Source organism: Microbacterium salsuginis (assembly GCF_012524205.1).
In the GTDB taxonomy this organism is placed as follows: Bacteria; Actinomycetota; Actinomycetes; order Actinomycetales; family Microbacteriaceae; genus Microbacterium; species Microbacterium salsuginis.
In genome coordinates this window covers 436,094-450,946 of the sequence record NZ_JABACI010000004.1, presented here as the reverse complement: position 1 = coordinate 450,946, position 14,853 = coordinate 436,094, and the positions used below count along the sequence as shown (strand labels likewise).

18 protein-coding genes are annotated in these 14,853 nt (G+C 68.8%); 8 read left to right on the top strand and 10 right to left on the bottom strand.

The features are described from left to right. Positions 1 to 11 precede the first annotated feature (11 nt). The 4 genes from HF576_RS13920 (at position 12) to HF576_RS13905 (ending at position 2,301) form a co-directional block, all read left to right on the top strand. Positions 12 to 149 carry a hypothetical protein gene (locus HF576_RS13920; RefSeq protein ID WP_168913396.1) on the top strand — a complete coding sequence of 46 codons (138 nt, stop codon included), beginning with the start codon at positions 12 to 14 and terminating at the stop codon, positions 147 to 149. A gap of 68 nt (positions 150 to 217) precedes the next feature. After that, complete coding sequence (locus HF576_RS13915) at positions 218 to 391, top strand: hypothetical protein (protein WP_168913395.1); 174 nt, start codon at positions 218 to 220, stop codon at positions 389 to 391. Positions 392 to 452: 61 nt separating this feature from the next. Beyond that, positions 453 to 1,280, top strand: a complete 828-nt coding sequence (locus HF576_RS13910) for a hypothetical protein (protein WP_168913394.1) — start codon at positions 453 to 455, stop codon at positions 1,278 to 1,280. Positions 1,281 to 1,347: 67 nt separating this feature from the next. Next, entirely contained in the window at positions 1,348 to 2,301 is a 954-nt protein-coding gene (locus HF576_RS13905; RefSeq protein WP_168913393.1) for a hypothetical protein, read from the top strand. A 19-nt stretch (positions 2,302 to 2,320) separates the two neighbouring features. Here HF576_RS13905 and HF576_RS13900 read toward each other — a convergent pair whose 3' ends face one another. The 6 genes from HF576_RS13900 to HF576_RS13875 all read right to left on the bottom strand — a co-directional run bounded on the left by HF576_RS13900 (position 2,321) and on the right by HF576_RS13875 (position 7,007). Beyond that, positions 2,321 to 2,809 carry a pyridoxamine 5'-phosphate oxidase family protein gene (locus HF576_RS13900; RefSeq protein WP_168913392.1) on the bottom strand — a complete coding sequence of 163 codons (489 nt, stop codon included), beginning with the start codon at positions 2,807 to 2,809 and terminating at the stop codon, positions 2,321 to 2,323. Continuing rightward, on the bottom strand, positions 2,806 to 3,273 hold the full coding sequence (locus HF576_RS13895) for an SRPBCC family protein (RefSeq protein ID WP_168913391.1): 468 nt from the start codon (positions 3,271 to 3,273) through the stop codon (positions 2,806 to 2,808). Before HF576_RS13895 ends, HF576_RS13900 begins: the two co-directional genes overlap by 4 nt. Then, positions 3,270 to 3,614, bottom strand: coding sequence for an ArsR/SmtB family transcription factor (locus tag HF576_RS13890; protein WP_168913390.1), 345 nt, complete (start codon positions 3,612 to 3,614; stop codon positions 3,270 to 3,272). The genes HF576_RS13895 and HF576_RS13890 overlap by 4 nt, the downstream gene beginning before the upstream one ends. 143 nt (positions 3,615 to 3,757) lie before the next feature. Beyond that, complete coding sequence (locus HF576_RS13885) at positions 3,758 to 4,663, bottom strand: glycine betaine ABC transporter substrate-binding protein (RefSeq protein WP_168913389.1); 906 nt, start codon at positions 4,661 to 4,663, stop codon at positions 3,758 to 3,760. A gap of 50 nt (positions 4,664 to 4,713) precedes the next feature. After that, positions 4,714 to 5,694: an ABC transporter permease gene (locus HF576_RS13880; RefSeq protein ID WP_168913388.1), complete on the bottom strand. Its 981-nt coding sequence runs from the start codon at positions 5,692 to 5,694 to the stop codon at positions 4,714 to 4,716. After that, on the bottom strand, positions 5,694 to 7,007 hold the full coding sequence (locus tag HF576_RS13875) for a quaternary amine ABC transporter ATP-binding protein (protein ID WP_425523006.1): 1,314 nt from the start codon (positions 7,005 to 7,007) through the stop codon (positions 5,694 to 5,696). The genes HF576_RS13880 and HF576_RS13875 overlap by 1 nt, the downstream gene beginning before the upstream one ends. Before the next feature lie 372 nt (positions 7,008 to 7,379). Between HF576_RS13875 and HF576_RS13870 the strand changes: the two genes are divergently transcribed. From HF576_RS13870 to HF576_RS13860, 3 genes are read left to right on the top strand one after another with little or no spacing between them, the layout of a single operon-like run. Beyond that, positions 7,380 to 7,748, top strand: coding sequence for a GntR family transcriptional regulator (locus HF576_RS13870; RefSeq protein WP_168913387.1), 369 nt, complete (start codon positions 7,380 to 7,382; stop codon positions 7,746 to 7,748). A gap of 12 nt (positions 7,749 to 7,760) precedes the next feature. Beyond that, complete coding sequence (locus HF576_RS13865; protein ID WP_168913386.1) at positions 7,761 to 8,681, top strand: ABC transporter ATP-binding protein; 921 nt, start codon at positions 7,761 to 7,763, stop codon at positions 8,679 to 8,681. Next, entirely contained in the window at positions 8,678 to 9,373 is a 696-nt protein-coding gene (locus HF576_RS13860) for a hypothetical protein (protein ID WP_168913385.1), read from the top strand. Before HF576_RS13865 ends, HF576_RS13860 begins: the two co-directional genes overlap by 4 nt. 111 nt (positions 9,374 to 9,484) lie before the next feature. Here the strand turns inward: HF576_RS13860 and HF576_RS13855 are convergent, their stop codons facing one another. Then, the gene (locus tag HF576_RS13855) at positions 9,485 to 10,576 is read right to left on the bottom strand and encodes an ATP-binding protein (RefSeq protein ID WP_168913384.1); all 1,092 of its coding nucleotides are present in this window, start codon (positions 10,574 to 10,576) and stop codon (positions 9,485 to 9,487) included. A 46-nt stretch (positions 10,577 to 10,622) separates the two neighbouring features. Beyond that, entirely contained in the window at positions 10,623 to 10,916 is a 294-nt protein-coding gene (locus HF576_RS13850; protein WP_168913383.1) for a chorismate mutase, read from the bottom strand. 131 nt (positions 10,917 to 11,047) lie between these two features. On the opposite strand from HF576_RS13850, the gene HF576_RS13845 reads away from it, so the two are divergent. Continuing rightward, on the top strand, positions 11,048 to 12,271 hold the full coding sequence (locus HF576_RS13845) for an AI-2E family transporter (RefSeq protein ID WP_168913382.1): 1,224 nt from the start codon (positions 11,048 to 11,050) through the stop codon (positions 12,269 to 12,271). A gap of 6 nt (positions 12,272 to 12,277) precedes the next feature. Here HF576_RS13845 and HF576_RS13840 read toward each other — a convergent pair whose 3' ends face one another. Together HF576_RS13840 and HF576_RS13835 are read right to left on the bottom strand one after the other, a co-directional pair. Beyond that, positions 12,278 to 13,489 (bottom strand): lactonase family protein, encoded by a 1,212-nt coding sequence (locus HF576_RS13840; RefSeq protein ID WP_168913381.1) that lies wholly within the window; start codon positions 13,487 to 13,489, stop codon positions 12,278 to 12,280. Positions 13,490 to 13,549: 60 nt separating this feature from the next. Continuing rightward, positions 13,550 to 14,836 (bottom strand): adenylosuccinate synthase, encoded by a 1,287-nt coding sequence (locus HF576_RS13835; RefSeq protein ID WP_168913380.1) that lies wholly within the window; start codon positions 14,834 to 14,836, stop codon positions 13,550 to 13,552. Positions 14,837 to 14,853 lie beyond the last annotated feature (17 nt).

Below are 14,853 nucleotides of genomic sequence, written 5' to 3'. Positions count from 1 at the left end.
GGATGGGAGCCATGGCGACGGAGGACGACGACTACAGCGGTTTCAACGACACCCGTCAGCGGCGTGTCAAGATCATCGCGTGGGTGACGATCGTCGCGCTCATCCTCGTCGGCGGCGGCGCCACCGTCTTCGCCCTCCTCTTCGGCTGATTCCGGATGCGTCGGCCGGGCTACCCTGTCGGAGCCCGCGCACGGTAGCCTCCGAGCAGGAGGACCTCATGGCCGAGAAGCAGTCCCTGTGGGCGCGAATCAAGAACTTCGTGTCACCGCCGCGTGAGAGCTACGACTCCCGCCAGGCCCGCCCCGGCGATCCGGACGAGGGTCCGGGCAACCCGGTGTACGAAGCGACCGACCGCCGCCGGCACGGCGGCTCGATGGAGATCGGCCACTGACCCCTTCAACCCCCAGCACACTCGCGGCCGCGGCGTCGGCGCGCGCGGCTAGCATGGCAGGGTGGAGCCGATCCTCCTCATCGTGTCGGGCTGGTGGTGGGTCGCCCCGGCAGCCGCGGGCGTCGGAGCGATGTCGTACGCCGCGCTGACGGTCCGGGGGCGACGCGCCCGCCGGATCGAACTCGACGCTGCCCGGCACGAGGAGCGCATCGCGCATCAGGCTCTGCAGTCGGCTCAGGCCGAGCTGCGCGCCGCCAAGGCGGAGGTGCTGGCCGTGAAGGCGGGGCGTGACGCCCGTGCGCTCGCCGACGCCCGACGCCGGCTCGCGGTGAAGAAGCAGACCGAGCGCTCGGCATCGCTGCACCTGCGGGCGGCACGTGACCGCCTGCGAGCCACCGCTCTGCGGTATCGCTCGATGCGGCGCGATTCGCCGCACCCGATCGCGGAGCTCGTCGCCCGCCACGATGCGGTCACGGCGCGATGGCTCGAATACGAGACGGATGCCGGAAAGGCGCTGTCGTTTCCGCAGATGCTCGATCCGCAGCATCCGCCGACCCTCGCCTTCCTGCGTGCACAGCGCGAGGCGCAGACGCTGCGCGCCGCCGCGACGCAGGACAAGGTCACGCCCGAGACCTATCTCGCCTACCGCGATGCCGTCCAGGCCGCCGAAGCGGCGTTCGACGCCGCCGAGGACGACGCCCTCGGCATCGCACGCGAGAGCGTGTCGAGCCTGTCGTGGGACGCGCTGCCCGCTCCGCTCACGACGTGGCTGCCCCGCGCCGCTGATGCGATCGGCGAGGCTGCGCGTGTGGTGGCCGATGTGCGGGATGCCGTCGCGAAGCGGCAGGGCGGCGGCACGTCGAGACCCGACGAGCCGCCCCGCGGCTGAGCCTGGCCGCGGGATCCTCAGCGACCTCCCGGGCGCCGCGCGCGGGGGCGACGGCTAGCATGACAGGGTGGAGCCGATTTTCGACTTCCTTCGGGACTTCTGGTGGCTCGCCTTCCCGCTCTTCGGCGTGCTGGCGTCGGTCGGCGGCGCCTGGGAACGGGGAGCGCGTCGGCGCCACAAGCGGCGCCTCGAGGTGCTGCACGCGAAGGCCGAGCTCAAGGCCGCGCAGGCCGCAGCGCGCGGCAAGCCGGTGGCCGCCGCATCCCTCCCTCCGGTGACGGCGCCCACGGCGACACAGATCTCGGCACCCACCGAGGCCCGCGACACGCAGACGACGCAGCTCGAGCGGCTGTTCGCCACGCATGACTCGGTGACCGCACGCTGGCTCGAGTACGAGCTCGACGTCGCCAAGATGATCGCGTTCCCTGCGATGAGCGATGGCCGCCAGCCGCTGACGGCGGCGTTCCTGCGCGCCAAGCGCATCGCGGACGGACTGCGCCCGGCCTCGTCCAAGGCGCGGCTCACGCGCGAACAGCTCGCCGAGTACCGCAACGCCGTCGCCGACTTCGAGGTCGCGTTCGACGTCGCCGAGCGCGACGCGCGGCGCCTGCGCGATTCGAGCTTCTCCGAGGTCGAGCGCAAGCGCCTCGACACCGCCAAGCAGCTGCTGACGGTGGCGATCGACGAGGCCGCCACTCCCGCCGAGCGCCAGCTCGCCTACCGCCGCGTCCGCGAGGAGCTCGACGGGCTCATCTCGATCTCGGACGAGGCCATCGAGGTGCTCGAGAAGAAGGTCATGCTCGAGATCGCTCCGGCGGCGACGCCGACCGAGACGAGAACGGATGCCGCGACCCGCGCCGCTTCCGAACCCGAATCGGGGTCCGAGCCCGAGCCCGAGCCGATCCCGGGGAACCGGCCGAGCACCACGCCGCCCCCGAAGACAGCGCCCTGGCCGGTGCCGTCGCGAGGCAGCGGCGACACCGCTCCGGGACGCGTCATCCACCCCAAGCCCCGGCACTGAACGAGGACGGTCCGAGGGCTCAGCCGCGGTTCTCGAACTCGGCTGCGGTGGTACCACCGGGAAATCGGGTCTGGAAGTCGAGTACGCCGACCCACGCGGGGCGTAGTGAGATCCGGGCCATCTTGACACCGGGCCTGTCGACGGCGGCGACATTCCGTTCCCCCTGATCGACTCCGGCGTATCGATGGTGCATGGCTCGGTACTCGGGCACGATCCCGTCCATCCCGACCACGGTCGCCGTGCCACGGAGGAGAAGCGCCTTTGGCGGGCTACTGGGTTCGTCGATCGTGACGGCGAGCGCGGGGCGCCTGCGGATGGCCTCGATCTTGCGTGCGCCGGCAAAAGTGGCAAGGACGAGCACCTGGCCGGTCCAGTGGAAGAGCATCGGGAAGACGCGCGGTGTTCCGTCGGCGGCCACGTAGGAGACGCGCGCGAGGTTCGTAGACTGCAACAGGTACTGGGCGATGTCGGTGTCCAGCAGCTCGATGCTTCCCTGGGGGATGGTCATCGAACGCGTTCCCCGAGCGCGCCACGCAGCTTCTCGAGGATCGATGCCCATCCTTCCGCCATGGAGTCGAGACCAGGCTCCTCGGTGAGCACCCGATTGACGACGGTCATTATCGTCATGCCTTCGACCTCCGTCAGCGTTATCGAGAGCGTGGAAGGCATCTCGCTCCCAGGTGCTGCAGTCAGTTCGATACGGTTCGGCCGGTCGAGCACGGTGAAGATACTGTGGCTACGGAACTCGGTTCCGTCTTCGTCGATCATGGTGGCCGTCCACTCCCCGCCGACCTCGGCCACGATGCGCACCGTGTCGCGCGGTGTATGAAGTCCAGCCGGTCCCCACCATCGGGTGACGGTGTCTGGGTTCGTCCACGCATCGAAAACCTGTTCTCGCGGGGCATCGAACACGCGAACCATGGTGAGCGTCGCGCCGTCGATACGGTCAGATTCCGGGGGCAGATCGGTCATGACTCTCCTTGTTCATTGCCGGACGGGTCTTGCAGGTGATCGCGGAGCCGATCGAAGCTCGCGCCGAGGAACACCCGGTACCGGCCGAGGTATTCGGCGGCTTCGGCCAGGGGCTCGGACTGCAGAGAGTTCGTACGCCAGGAGCCGTGGCGCTGCTGCACGATAAGCCCACTCGCTTCGAGCACCCGCAGATGGCGAGAGATGGCGGGAGCAGAGATCTCGAACGGTGCACTGAGTTCAGAGACAGTCGCGTCTGCGCGAGCCAGGTGATCGAGGATGGCGCGTCTTGTCGGGTCAGCCAGCGCTGAGAACGTTCGGCTGAGCGTGTCCTTCTCGAGCATTTAACCACCTTGTGAATTAACGTACTGGTTAACTCTGGCGAATCCTGGCTGGCTTGTCAAGAGCGAGCCGCGTGGGCGAAGCAGCAACACGAGGGGACGGGACCCGGCCGCAGCCGGACCCCGTCCCCGGTGTGCTCTGCGCGTCAGTCGGTGATGACGGTGTCGAAGGCGTCGGGGTACTGCTCGAGCCATGCGTCGACAGCCTCGGCCTCCTTGCCCTCGCCGTACTCGTTCACGACGAGGTCTTCGAGCGCGCCGTACTGCTCGTCGTCCAGCGTGATGCCCGCGATGAGCTCCGCAGCCTCGGGGTACTTCTCGGCGAATCCGCTCGTGCCGAGGAAGTGCAGCGCCTCGGGCTCTCCCATGGCGCCAAGCGGGTCTTCGAGGTCCTTCACGTCGTAGGCGTCGTTGGCCCAGAACGGGCGCCACAGCGTCACGACGATGTCTTCCTGGGCATCGATCGCATTGCTCAGCTCGGTGAGCATGGCGGCCGTCGACGAGGTGACGAGTTCGTAGCCGTCGAGCCCGTACTCGGGCATCATGACGTCCTGCGTCTGTGCGGTCAGGCCGGCGCCCGGCTCGATGCCGATGATCTTTCCGTCGAAGCGATCCGCGTTGCCGGCGAGGTCCTCGATCGAGTCGATGTCGGAGTACGACGGGACGGCGAGCGTGAGCTTGGCGTTGTCGTAGTAGGCGCCGAGGTCCTCGATGTCGTCGCCGTACGTCTCCATGTAGTCCGCGTGCGTCAGCTCGGGCCATGCCGACGGGTAGATGTCGATGTCGCCCTGGGCCAGTCCGGTGTAGAGCGGGCCCGCCTCGGTCAGCGTCTCCATCTCGACGGTGTAGCCGAGCTTCTCGAGCTGATCCTCGAGCAGGTACGCGGTACTCAGGCCGTCCGTCCACGACGGCAGGAAGCCGAGCGTGATCGTGCCCTTGTCGTCGCCTCCGGAGCCTCCGGCGTCGCCTCCCTCGGTGCTGCTGCAGCCGGCCAGGACGAGGGATGCCGCGGCGCCGAGGCCGACGATTGCTGTGATGTGACGGTTCTTCATGGTGCTTCCTTCCGTATGTTCTCTTGCGTTCCGTATGGGTTCGAGTGGCTTCAGGCGGTGGTCACCGGGGCCCGCCGTGGTGACGCTACGGCGCGCTCGGCCTGGGTCATCGCGTCCGGCGTGCCACCGGCATCCGTGCCGCTCCCGCCGGCGCGACGCTCTCTGCGCCGCCGGGAGAGGATGCCCAGCAGCGACGACGGATAGTCGCCGGGCGTTCCGAGTGCCGCCGTGACGCGGTCGAGGTAGACGGCGAGGATGACCACGCTCAGTCCCGCCTCGAAGCCCTTCGCGAGGTCGACGGTCGAGATCGCGCCGACCACCTCTTTGCCGAGGCCGTCCGCGCCGACGATGCCCGCGACGACGGCCATCGACAGCGCGAGCATGATGATCTGATTGACACCCGCCATGATCGTGGGCATCGCCAAGGGCAGCTGGATGCCGCGGAGGATCTGTCGGGGGGTCGCCCCGAAGGCGTAACCGGCCTCCACGGTCTCGGAGTCCACGCCGCGGATGCCCAGCTCGGTGAGCCGCACGCCAGGAGGCAGCGCGAAGATGACGGTCGAGACGAGACCGGGGACGACGCCGATGCTGAAGAACGTGATGGCCGGGATGAGGTACACGAAGGCGGGCATCGTCTGCATGAAGTCGAGCACCGGCTTGAGGATCGCCCGGACCGTGTCGTTGCGGGCCGACCAGATGCCGAGCGGGATCGAGATCCCGACGGCGACGAGCGCCGCCACGAGCACGAGCGCCAGCGTCTGCATGGACGTCACCCACTGGTCCATCCCGACGATGAGCACGAAGCTCACCGCGGTGCCGAGGGCCAGCTGCCACGACCGCACCAGCCAGCCGATCAGCGCAGCCAGGACGATGATGACGGGGATGGGCGTGAGCACGAAGACGTCGGTCAGGCCTTCCACCAGCCAGCGCACGACGAACGCGATGAGATCGAGCACTCCTGACAGGTTGTCTCGGATCCAGTCGACCGCTGTCGCGATCACGTCGCCGATCGGGATGCGGAACCCGTCCATCAGCGCACCTCCTCGGTGTCGGCGGCTGCCGAGGCCGCGGCAGCGGCCGCCTCGGCGAGCACCTCATCGATGACCGTGGTCGGCACCGGCTGGAGCGGCAGCGGGATCTCCTCTGTCGCGTTCGGCCCCGGACCGAGAGCGGCCAGCAGAGTGACGCGCGGGATGACCCCCACCAGGCGCTCGGCGCCGTCGACGACAGCGAGCGGCAGCGGCGACTCGACCGCGGGCACGAAGAGGTTCATGAGGATCTCGTCCTCGCGGACGCTCTGCGGGACGGGCTTGATGACCGACTCGATCGAGGCCATGCCTCCGCGCACGAGCTTGACCGCATCACGGTCGGTGACGATGCCGCGCAGCCGGCGATCCCGGCCCACGACGTAGACGGCCGACATGTACGCGTCGCGCATCTGGCGGAGGGCGCTGCGTGGCCCGGCGGTCTCGCTCACGACGGGCCGCGGCCGCTCCATGACGTTCGCGGCGGTGAGCACGCGCGCGCGATCGACGTCCTGCACGAACTGCTCGACGTAGTCGTTGGCGGGGTCCGTGAGGATGTCCTCGGGTGTGCCGATCTGGACGATGCGGCCGTCGCGCATCACGGCGATCCGGTCGCCGAGGAGCATGGCCTCGTTGAGGTCGTGCGTGATGAAGACGATCGTCTTGCGCAGCTTCTGCTGCAGCTCGAGCAGCTGTTCCTGCATCTCGCGGCGGATGAGCGGATCCAGGGCGCTGAACGCCTCGTCCATGAGCAGGATGTCGGTGTCGGCGGCGAGCGCACGCGCGATGCCCACCCGCTGCTGCATGCCGCCCGAGAGGGCGGAGGGCAGCTTGTCGCCCCAGCCCTCGAGCCCGACCAGTGCCAGGATCTCTTCGGCCTTCGCGAGCCGCTCGTCCCTGCCGACACCGCGGAGCTCGAGCGGGTAGGCGACGTTGGCCGCGACCGTGCGGTGCGGCAGCAGCGCGAAGTGCTGGAAGACCATCGAGAGGCGATCGCGCCGCAGTTGACGCAGCCGGTGGGCCGGGACACCCGTGATCGGGTCGCCGAGCACGCGGATGCTGCCGGCGGTCGCCTCGTGCAGCCCGTTGAGCATGCGGATGATCGTGGACTTGCCCGACCCCGACAGACCCATGATCACGAAGATCTCGCCTTGCTGAACGGTGAAGCTGGCGTCGATGACCGCGGCGGTGCCGGCGACATCGGCGCGTGGGGTGCCGGCGCGGAGGCGCTCGACGGCGGCCTTGGGGTTTCGCCCGAAGACCTTGAACAGGTTCTTCGCCTCGATGGCAGGGGAGACGATGGCAGGTGGTGTGGACACAGTGCGCCTCGGCAGCCCGGTGCAGGGGGCTGCATCGGTCACGCCCGGGTGGCGGTCACACTCATGCGCTCTCTCCGAGAGCGACGGCGGCTGCGGATGTCGGATCCGCGCAAGGACCGCCGACCATACGCTCGCCGCGAGGCATCCCCAGGATGCCGTGCGGGACCGCGGACTGGTCGGGAAGGCCCGCAAAGGGCCTCATCCAACGTTTCATCCGAATGGATGCATCGCAAATTTGACCCGTGAGCGGCCCGTCGCTATCGCGCGCGCGGGCCGGGCATGCCGCCGCCTGTCGATCTCCGATGTGTGTTGACGCGGCATCCGCTTCTGTGGTTAATTACTCAAGTAACTAACCAACCAACGGGACGTGATGTGATCGAAGAAGGCCGGGCGCTGTTCCTCCAGATCGCCGAGAGCGTGGAGGACGCGATCATCGACGGTTCACTCGCCGAAGAGGCGCAGGCGCCGTCGACCAACGAGCTCGCCGGCTTCTATCGCATCAACCCCGCCACCGCAGCGAAGGGAATCGCGATGCTCACCGACAAGGGCGTGCTGTACAAGCGTCGCGGCATCGGCATGTTCGTCGCGCCCGGGGCGCGCGAGCTGCTGCTCGCCGAGCGCCGCTCCGCGTTCGCCGACCGCTTCGTGGAGCCGCTCCTGGTCGAGGCGCGCAAGCTCGGCCTCGGACCCGAAGACCTCACCCTGCTCATCCACGATCGCGCCTCGGCGCGCGCCGACTGAACGGAAGAATCCATGACCCACGTGATCGAGGTGAAGAACCTCACCAAGCGTTATCGCGACACCGTCGCGGTCGACGACGTGAGCTTCGCGATCGAGAAGGACACGATCTACGGCCTGCTGGGGCGCAACGGCGCCGGCAAGACCACGGTGATGTCCATCCTGACCGCCCAGAACTTCGCGACGAGCGGCGACGTGCGCGTGTTCGGCATGCACCCCTACGAGAACGCCAAGGTGCTCTCGCGCATGTGCTTCGTGCGCGAGAGCCAGAAGTACCCGGACGACGCCCTCGCCAAGCACGCCTTCGCCACCGCGCGTCTGTTCTTCCCGAACTGGGACGACGACCTCGCGCATCGGCTCGTCGAGGACTTCCAGCTGCCGATGAAGACGCGCATCAAGAAGATGTCGCGCGGTCAGATCTCGGCGGTCGGCGTCATCATCGGGCTCGCCGCCCGCGCCGAGATCACCTTCTTCGACGAGCCATACCTGGGCCTGGACGCCGTCGCGCGGCAGATCTTCTACGACCGCCTGCTCGAGGACTACACCGAGCACCCGCGCACCGTGATCCTGTCGAGCCATCTGATCGACGAGGTGTCGAACCTCATCGAACGGGTGCTGGTGATCGATCGCGGGCGGATCCTGATGGACGAGGCGACGGATGCTGTCCGCGACCGCGCCGCGAACATCGTGGGAGACGCGTCCGCGGTCGAGGCCTTCGTCGTGGGCCGCACGGTCATCCATCGCGAGACGCTCGGCAACGTGGCATCCGTCACCGTTCTCGGCGCCCTCTCGCTGGCCGACCGTGAGCGTCTCGCCGCGACCGGCCTGGACGTGGCTCCAGTCTCCCTTCAGCAGCTCATCGTGCGCACGACCACTGCGAACGCGAACAATGCCGGCCGGGCGGCATCCGCCCTCGATGAAGGAGCCCTGCGATGAACCGCACCGTCAACGTCGTGCGCATGCAGCTGGTCAACAAGCAGACGTTCGTGTGGGTGCCGTTGATCGTGCTCGGCGCATCGTTCGCGATGTCGCTCGCCATCTACGCCATCCTCTTCACTTCGGGCGTCCCCGGGCCGTTCTATGGCGGCGGCTCGCAGGCACCGCTGTGGGTGCTGCTGTTCGTCGGGATCTCGTCGCTGACCCTCACGTTCCCGTTCTCACAGGCGATGAGCGTGACCCGACGCGAGTTCTTCCTCGGCACCATGCTGGCGGCGGCGATGTGCGCCGTGCTGCTCGCCGCGGTGTTCGCCATCGGAGCCCTCGTCGAAGAGGCGACGGACGGCTGGGGCATCAACGGCTACTTCTTCGCTCTCGACTGGGTCGTGTCGGCAGGACCCTTCGTCGCCGCCCTCTTCTACTTCGTGATGGCGATGCTGATCTTCATGTTCGGGTTCTGGTCGGCGACCGTGTACAAGCGGTTCGGCGCTCTGGTGCTGACCTCCATCTGGGTCGGCGTCGCCCTGCTGCTCGTGGCGGCCATCTGGGCGATCACCTTCTTCGCGATGTGGGGCGACGTGTGGACCGCTCTCGTGAACGCGGGGCCGCTCGGCTTCGCGCTCTGGGGCCTCGTCCTCACCCTGCTTCTCGGGGGGATCTCGTACCTGACGCTGCGCCGCGCCGTGCCCTGAACATTACTGGGCTTCCCGCGCCAGGCTTCGGCGCGGGAAGCGGATGCCCCGACCCACGCCGTGCGCGTGGTCGGGGCATCCGCGTCTGCGGCTCCGGAAGGGCGGGGCTGCTCACCGCAGCGGCACCGAGACGTCGGAGCCGCCCTCGTGGGTGAGCCGGCCTCCCATCTGCACCAGCGTCGGAGACTCCACGAATCCGCCGGCGAAGAGCGCCTGGCCCTGAGCGAACGCCGGGGAGCGTTCCAGCAGCGAGCTCGGTGCGAAGCCGAACACGTCGGCGAGCTCGGCAAGATCGCGCGGTGAGCTCATGCGCATGAGCGCGAGATTGTCGCACTGCGACAGCGCGTTGGGGTGCAGCTTCGACGGGCGCTGCGTCGACAGGAGCAGCCACAGTCCATACTTGCGGCCCTCCGCGGCGATCTGGACGATCCGCTCGGTGAGCAGCGCCTCCATGGGTGTCGCCGGGTCGGGGCGGCACAGGTTGTGCGCCTCGTCGATCACGATGAGGCGCCCCACGCGCTCCTCGCGGCGCTCCCAGAGATGGTCGAGGACGGCGAGGGCGGCTGCGCGCGACTCCGCCTGCGTCGGGAATCCGCCGAGATCGACGACGGTCGCGTCGGCCCGGTCGTCGATGTCGTCGGTGACGCTGCGCTGACCCCAGGCCCATAGGTCCCAGTCGGCGACACCGAGGTTCTCGAGCCGCAGCGCGAGCCGATGCCGGACGGCCACGTCGCCGGAGCGCAGGAACTCGATCAGGCGTCCCTGCCTGATCGAGAGGACCTCTGCCTCGACCTGGAGCAGGCCGTTGTACTCCTCGGCGTCGTGCACCGGGTCGAGGTTGAGGATCGCGGCGCGCGAGCGCAACGGCAGATCGAGGAATCGCGCGTGCAGCGGGTCGACTCCGCCGACGCCGCCGGGACGGCGCACCCGGATGTCACGGCTCGCCAGCTCGGCGGCCGCCTCGGGGGCTGCGTCGTCGCGGACCTCGCCGAGGCGCACGAAGTCGGAGTTCGGATCGAGCACGACCAGCGGCATCCGGGTCTGCAGCAGCACCTGCTCGAGCAGGACGCCGAGCGCGTAGGTCTTGCCGGACCCGCTCTGCCCGCACCAGAAGGTGTGGCGATTGAGCTTGGGCGCGAGGACGTGGGCAGGGAGCCGATCCTCGGATTCGAGCAGGGAGCCGATGCGCAGTTCGCGGGTCATGCGAACAGCGTAGGGCGCAGTAGCTCCGTCTCGTGCCGGCGCTGTCTCAGCGGCGGTCTGCCGCCTCGGTGTGGTGGCGGATCACCTCGGCGACGACGAAGTTGAACCACTTCTCGGCGAAGGCGGGGTCGAGGTCCGCCTGTTCCGCGAGGCGGCGCAGCCGGGCGACCTGCTGCTCCTCACGGGCCGGGTCCGACGGCGGCATTCCGTGCTCGGCCTTGAGGACGCCCACCTGCTTCGTGGCCTTGAACCGCTCGGCCAGCATGTACATCAGCGCGGCGTCGATGTTGTCGATGCTGCTGCGCAGCCGCGCCAGCGTGGTCATCGGATCTTCGGCCATGGCGGTCCTCCTCGTCGCCCCCGACGATACCCGAGCCCGGTTCCCGCGCCTGACCCCGGCCGGTCATACGATCCGCGTGATCTTCGGATTCACCGATGTGCCCGCGGCGCCCCCGCCCCTAGAGTGTGACCATGACCGACGCCTCGCCCCTCGCCGGCGCCACGGGTGCCGTCGGCGCCTCTGCCGCCGATCCCGCGCCCGCCACCGCGAAGGCGCCCACGGATGCCTCTTCTCCCAATTCGCTCGACGCCGCAGCCCTCGAGGCGCAGCCGGTGTTCACCGGTGAGGCTCCGGCCGGCAAGACGTTCTGGGCCAACCTGAACAGTCCGTTCGGGGTGGGCCTGTTCCTCACCCTCGGCGGCCTGGTGGCCATCGCTCTCGGACTGGCCTTCTGGAACCTCTCGACGATCATCATCTACATCGTCTTCGCCCTGTTCGCCGCTCTGGGCCTCGACCCTGTCGTGCGCTGGTTCGGCGGTCATCACGTCGCGCGGCCGTGGGCGATCGTGATCGTCTACACGGCCTTCGCACTCGTGTTCACCGGCATCCTGCTGCTCGTCGTGCCGGCGCTGGTCGGCCAGATCTCGCAGTTCTTCGGCGACATCCCCGAGCTCGTCGACGAGTTCCAGGCGTCGGAGTTCTACGGCTGGCTGAACACCACGTTCGGCACCGAGGTCGGCACGATCCTGGGTCAGGTCGAGGCGTTCCTGACCAACCCGGCGAACATCGCGGCGATCGGCGGCGGCGTTCTCAACTTCGCCGTCAACGTCGGCACGACGATCTCGGGCCTGATCATCGTGCTCGTGCTGAGCCTGTACTTCCTCGCCGGCCTGCCGGCGATGAAGGTCGCATTCAACAGGTTCGCCCCGGCTCGCAGCCGCGCCAAGGCCGCCGCCATGACCGAGCAGATCACGGACTCGATCGGCGCCTATCTCATGGGAATGGTGGTGCTGGCGTTCTGCAACTCGGTCGTGGCCTTCCTGCTGCACCTGTTCCTCGGGCTGCCGTTCCCGGCACTGATGGGCGTCCTCGCCTTCCTCATCACCCTGATCCCGCTCATCGGCTCGGTGCTGTACTGGATGACGGCAACCGTCCTCGCGCTGTTCACCGGATGGCTCCCCGCCCTGATCTTCGCGGTGATCTACCTCATCTACATGCAGCTCGAGGCATACGTCCTGACGCCCAAGGTCATGAACCGGGCCATCGCGGTGCCGGGCGCCCTCGTGGTGATCGGCGCGATGGTCGGCGGCACGCTGCTCGGGCTGCTGGGTGCCCTCGTGGCGATCCCGGTGACGGCGTCGATCCTGCTCATCATCAAGCAGGTCTTCATCCCGCGACAGGACGCGAAGATCTGACTCGCTTCAGCGGGCGGGGAGCAGGCAGGTGGGCGATGGCGCCGCAGCGCGGTGACGAACCCGGCCTGGTACGCCGGAACGCACGTCGAGCGTGAGCGAGACGACCTCGTCCGAGCGCTGACCGGCCACCAGGAGGATGTCGCGCACCAGCAGGTGGTGGCGAGGCCAGTCCACGCCGGCGTCGACGAGTGCCACCGGGCTCAGCGCCTCGCCGGCACCGCGGACGCGCAAGGTCGCGATCGTGTTGCTTCCGCGGACGCCGGCGTACACGAACTCGCCGTCGCGTGAGGGCGCGAGCTCGGCCGCCGCGTCACCGGGGAGCGTGCCGCCGAGAGGCGTGCCGCCCACGACGCGCCACGTGCCGTCAATGGCCGGCGCGAGCACGAACACCTCGCACGAGAGCTCGGTGACGACGTACAGGTGTCCGCTCGGGTGCCACACCATGTGCCTCGGACCGCTGCCCTTCGGCAGCACGACCTGCTGCACCGCGCGCAGGCCGTCGGCGGTCGAGCGCCACAGCCGCACCAGGTCGAACCCGAGGTCTGTGGTCGCGATGAGGCCGCCGGGCAGGAACACGGCCTGGTGCGCACGGGAGGGGCGAGCCGCCTCATCCGCGTCTTCGTCTCTAGCGGCTGGTGGTTCCGGCGCGGGCTCGTCATACGAGGGGACGAACCGTGCGAACTCCTCGCCCGCGGCTTCGCGCAGTGCCCGTGCCGCTGCCGCGAGATCGATCCCGCCGGATGCCGCGAGCCCGGGCACTCCCGCCACGCCGAAGGACTCCGCCGTCGACGGGTCGGCGTATGGGTCCGCCGCATCCGGCGCGATCACGGGGGTGGAGGGCCGGCCCGCGGCATCCAGCGCCATGCGGACCACGCGCCCATCTCCCCAGCTGCTCGCGACGAGGAACCGGGCGTCGGGCGAGACGGCGATGTGGCACGTCGCCTCGCCGGCCGGCACCGGAGGGCCGAGCGGAGCGAACCGGTTCTCACCCGCACGGCGGAACGCCTGCACGGCACCGGTCTTCTCGAGGGCGGCGTAGACGACGTCCAGGCTCGGGTGCGCCGCCAGCCACGACGGGGAGTCGGCGGTCGCGGCCTCACCGGTGAAGGCCAGGGCACCGCCGGCCGAAACCTCGTCAGCAGCGCCGGCATGCAGCATCCCGATGCCGCTCGCGTGGCCGTCCATGTCGGCGGTGTACCCGCCCAGCCAGAATCTCATGAGCCTCCGTCGTGATCGAGACGTCTCGTCTCGCTTCGCTCGCTCAACGACCGGGGGACGTCAGTCGACGAGGTCGTGGCGCACGATGACCGCGTCGCGGGCCGCGCCCACGCCGATCACCGAGATGCGGGTGCCGCTCATCTTCTCGAGCGCGAGCACGTAGTCCTGCGCCTCGACAGGAAGGTCTTCGAAGGTGCGCGCCCCGGTGATGTCCTGCTTCCAGCCGGGGAGGTACTCGAGGATCGGCTTGGCGTGGTGGAAGTCGGACTGGTTCACCGGCACCTCATCGAACCGCTCGCCGTCGACGTCGTACGCGACGCACACCGGGATGCGGTCCAGGCCGGTGAGGATGTCGAGCTTGGTCAGCACCAGGTCCGTGATGCCGTTGATGCGGGTGGCGTATCGCGTGATCGGCGCGTCGTACCAGCCCACGCGACGCGGACGGCCGGTCGTGGTGCCGAACTCGAAGCCGCGCGAGCGCAGCCATTCGCCCTGCTCGTCGAACAGCTCCGTCGGGAACGGACCGGATCCGACGCGTGTCGTGTAGGCCTTGACGATGCCCACGATGCGGTCGAGCCGGTTCGGTCCGACGCCCGAGCCCGTGGAGGCGCCACCGGCCGTCGCCGACGAGGACGTCACGAAGGGATAGGTGCCGTGATCGACGTCGAGCATCGTGGCCTGGCCGCCCTCGAACACGACGACCTCGCCGCGGTCGAGTGCCTCGTCGAGGAGGAGCGCGGTGTCGGCGACCATCGGTCGCAGCCGCTCGGCGTACGACAGCAGGTCGTCGACGATCTCGTCGACCGCGATCGCGCGCCGGTTGAAGACCTTCACCAGGAGGTGGTTCTTCTGGTCGAGGGCTCCCTCGACCTTCTGGCGCAGGATGTTCTCGTCGAAGAGGTCCTGCACGCGGATGCCGACGCGGTTGATCTTGTCGGCATACGCGGGGCCGATCCCGCGCCCGGTGGTGCCGATCTGGCGCTTGCCGAGGAATCGCTCGGTGACCTTGTCGAGCGTGCGGTGATACTGCGTGATGATGTGCGCGTTCGCGCTCACCTTGAGGCGCGAGGTGTCGACGCCACGCGCGTGCAGTGCCTCGAGCTCGGCGAACAGCACCTCGAGGTCGACGACGACGCCGTTGCCGATGACGGCGTTGACGCCGTCCGACAGGATGCCGGAGGGCAGCAGGTGCAGCGCGTACTTCTCGTCGCCGATCACGACCGTGTGACCGGCGTTGTTGCCGCCGTTGAACTTGACGACCCAGTCGGTGCGCTCACCGAGCAGGTCGGTGGCCTTGCCCTTGCCCTCGTCTCCCCATTGGACTCCGACGATCACGATGCCTGGCATGGGCTACTCCCCCGTTT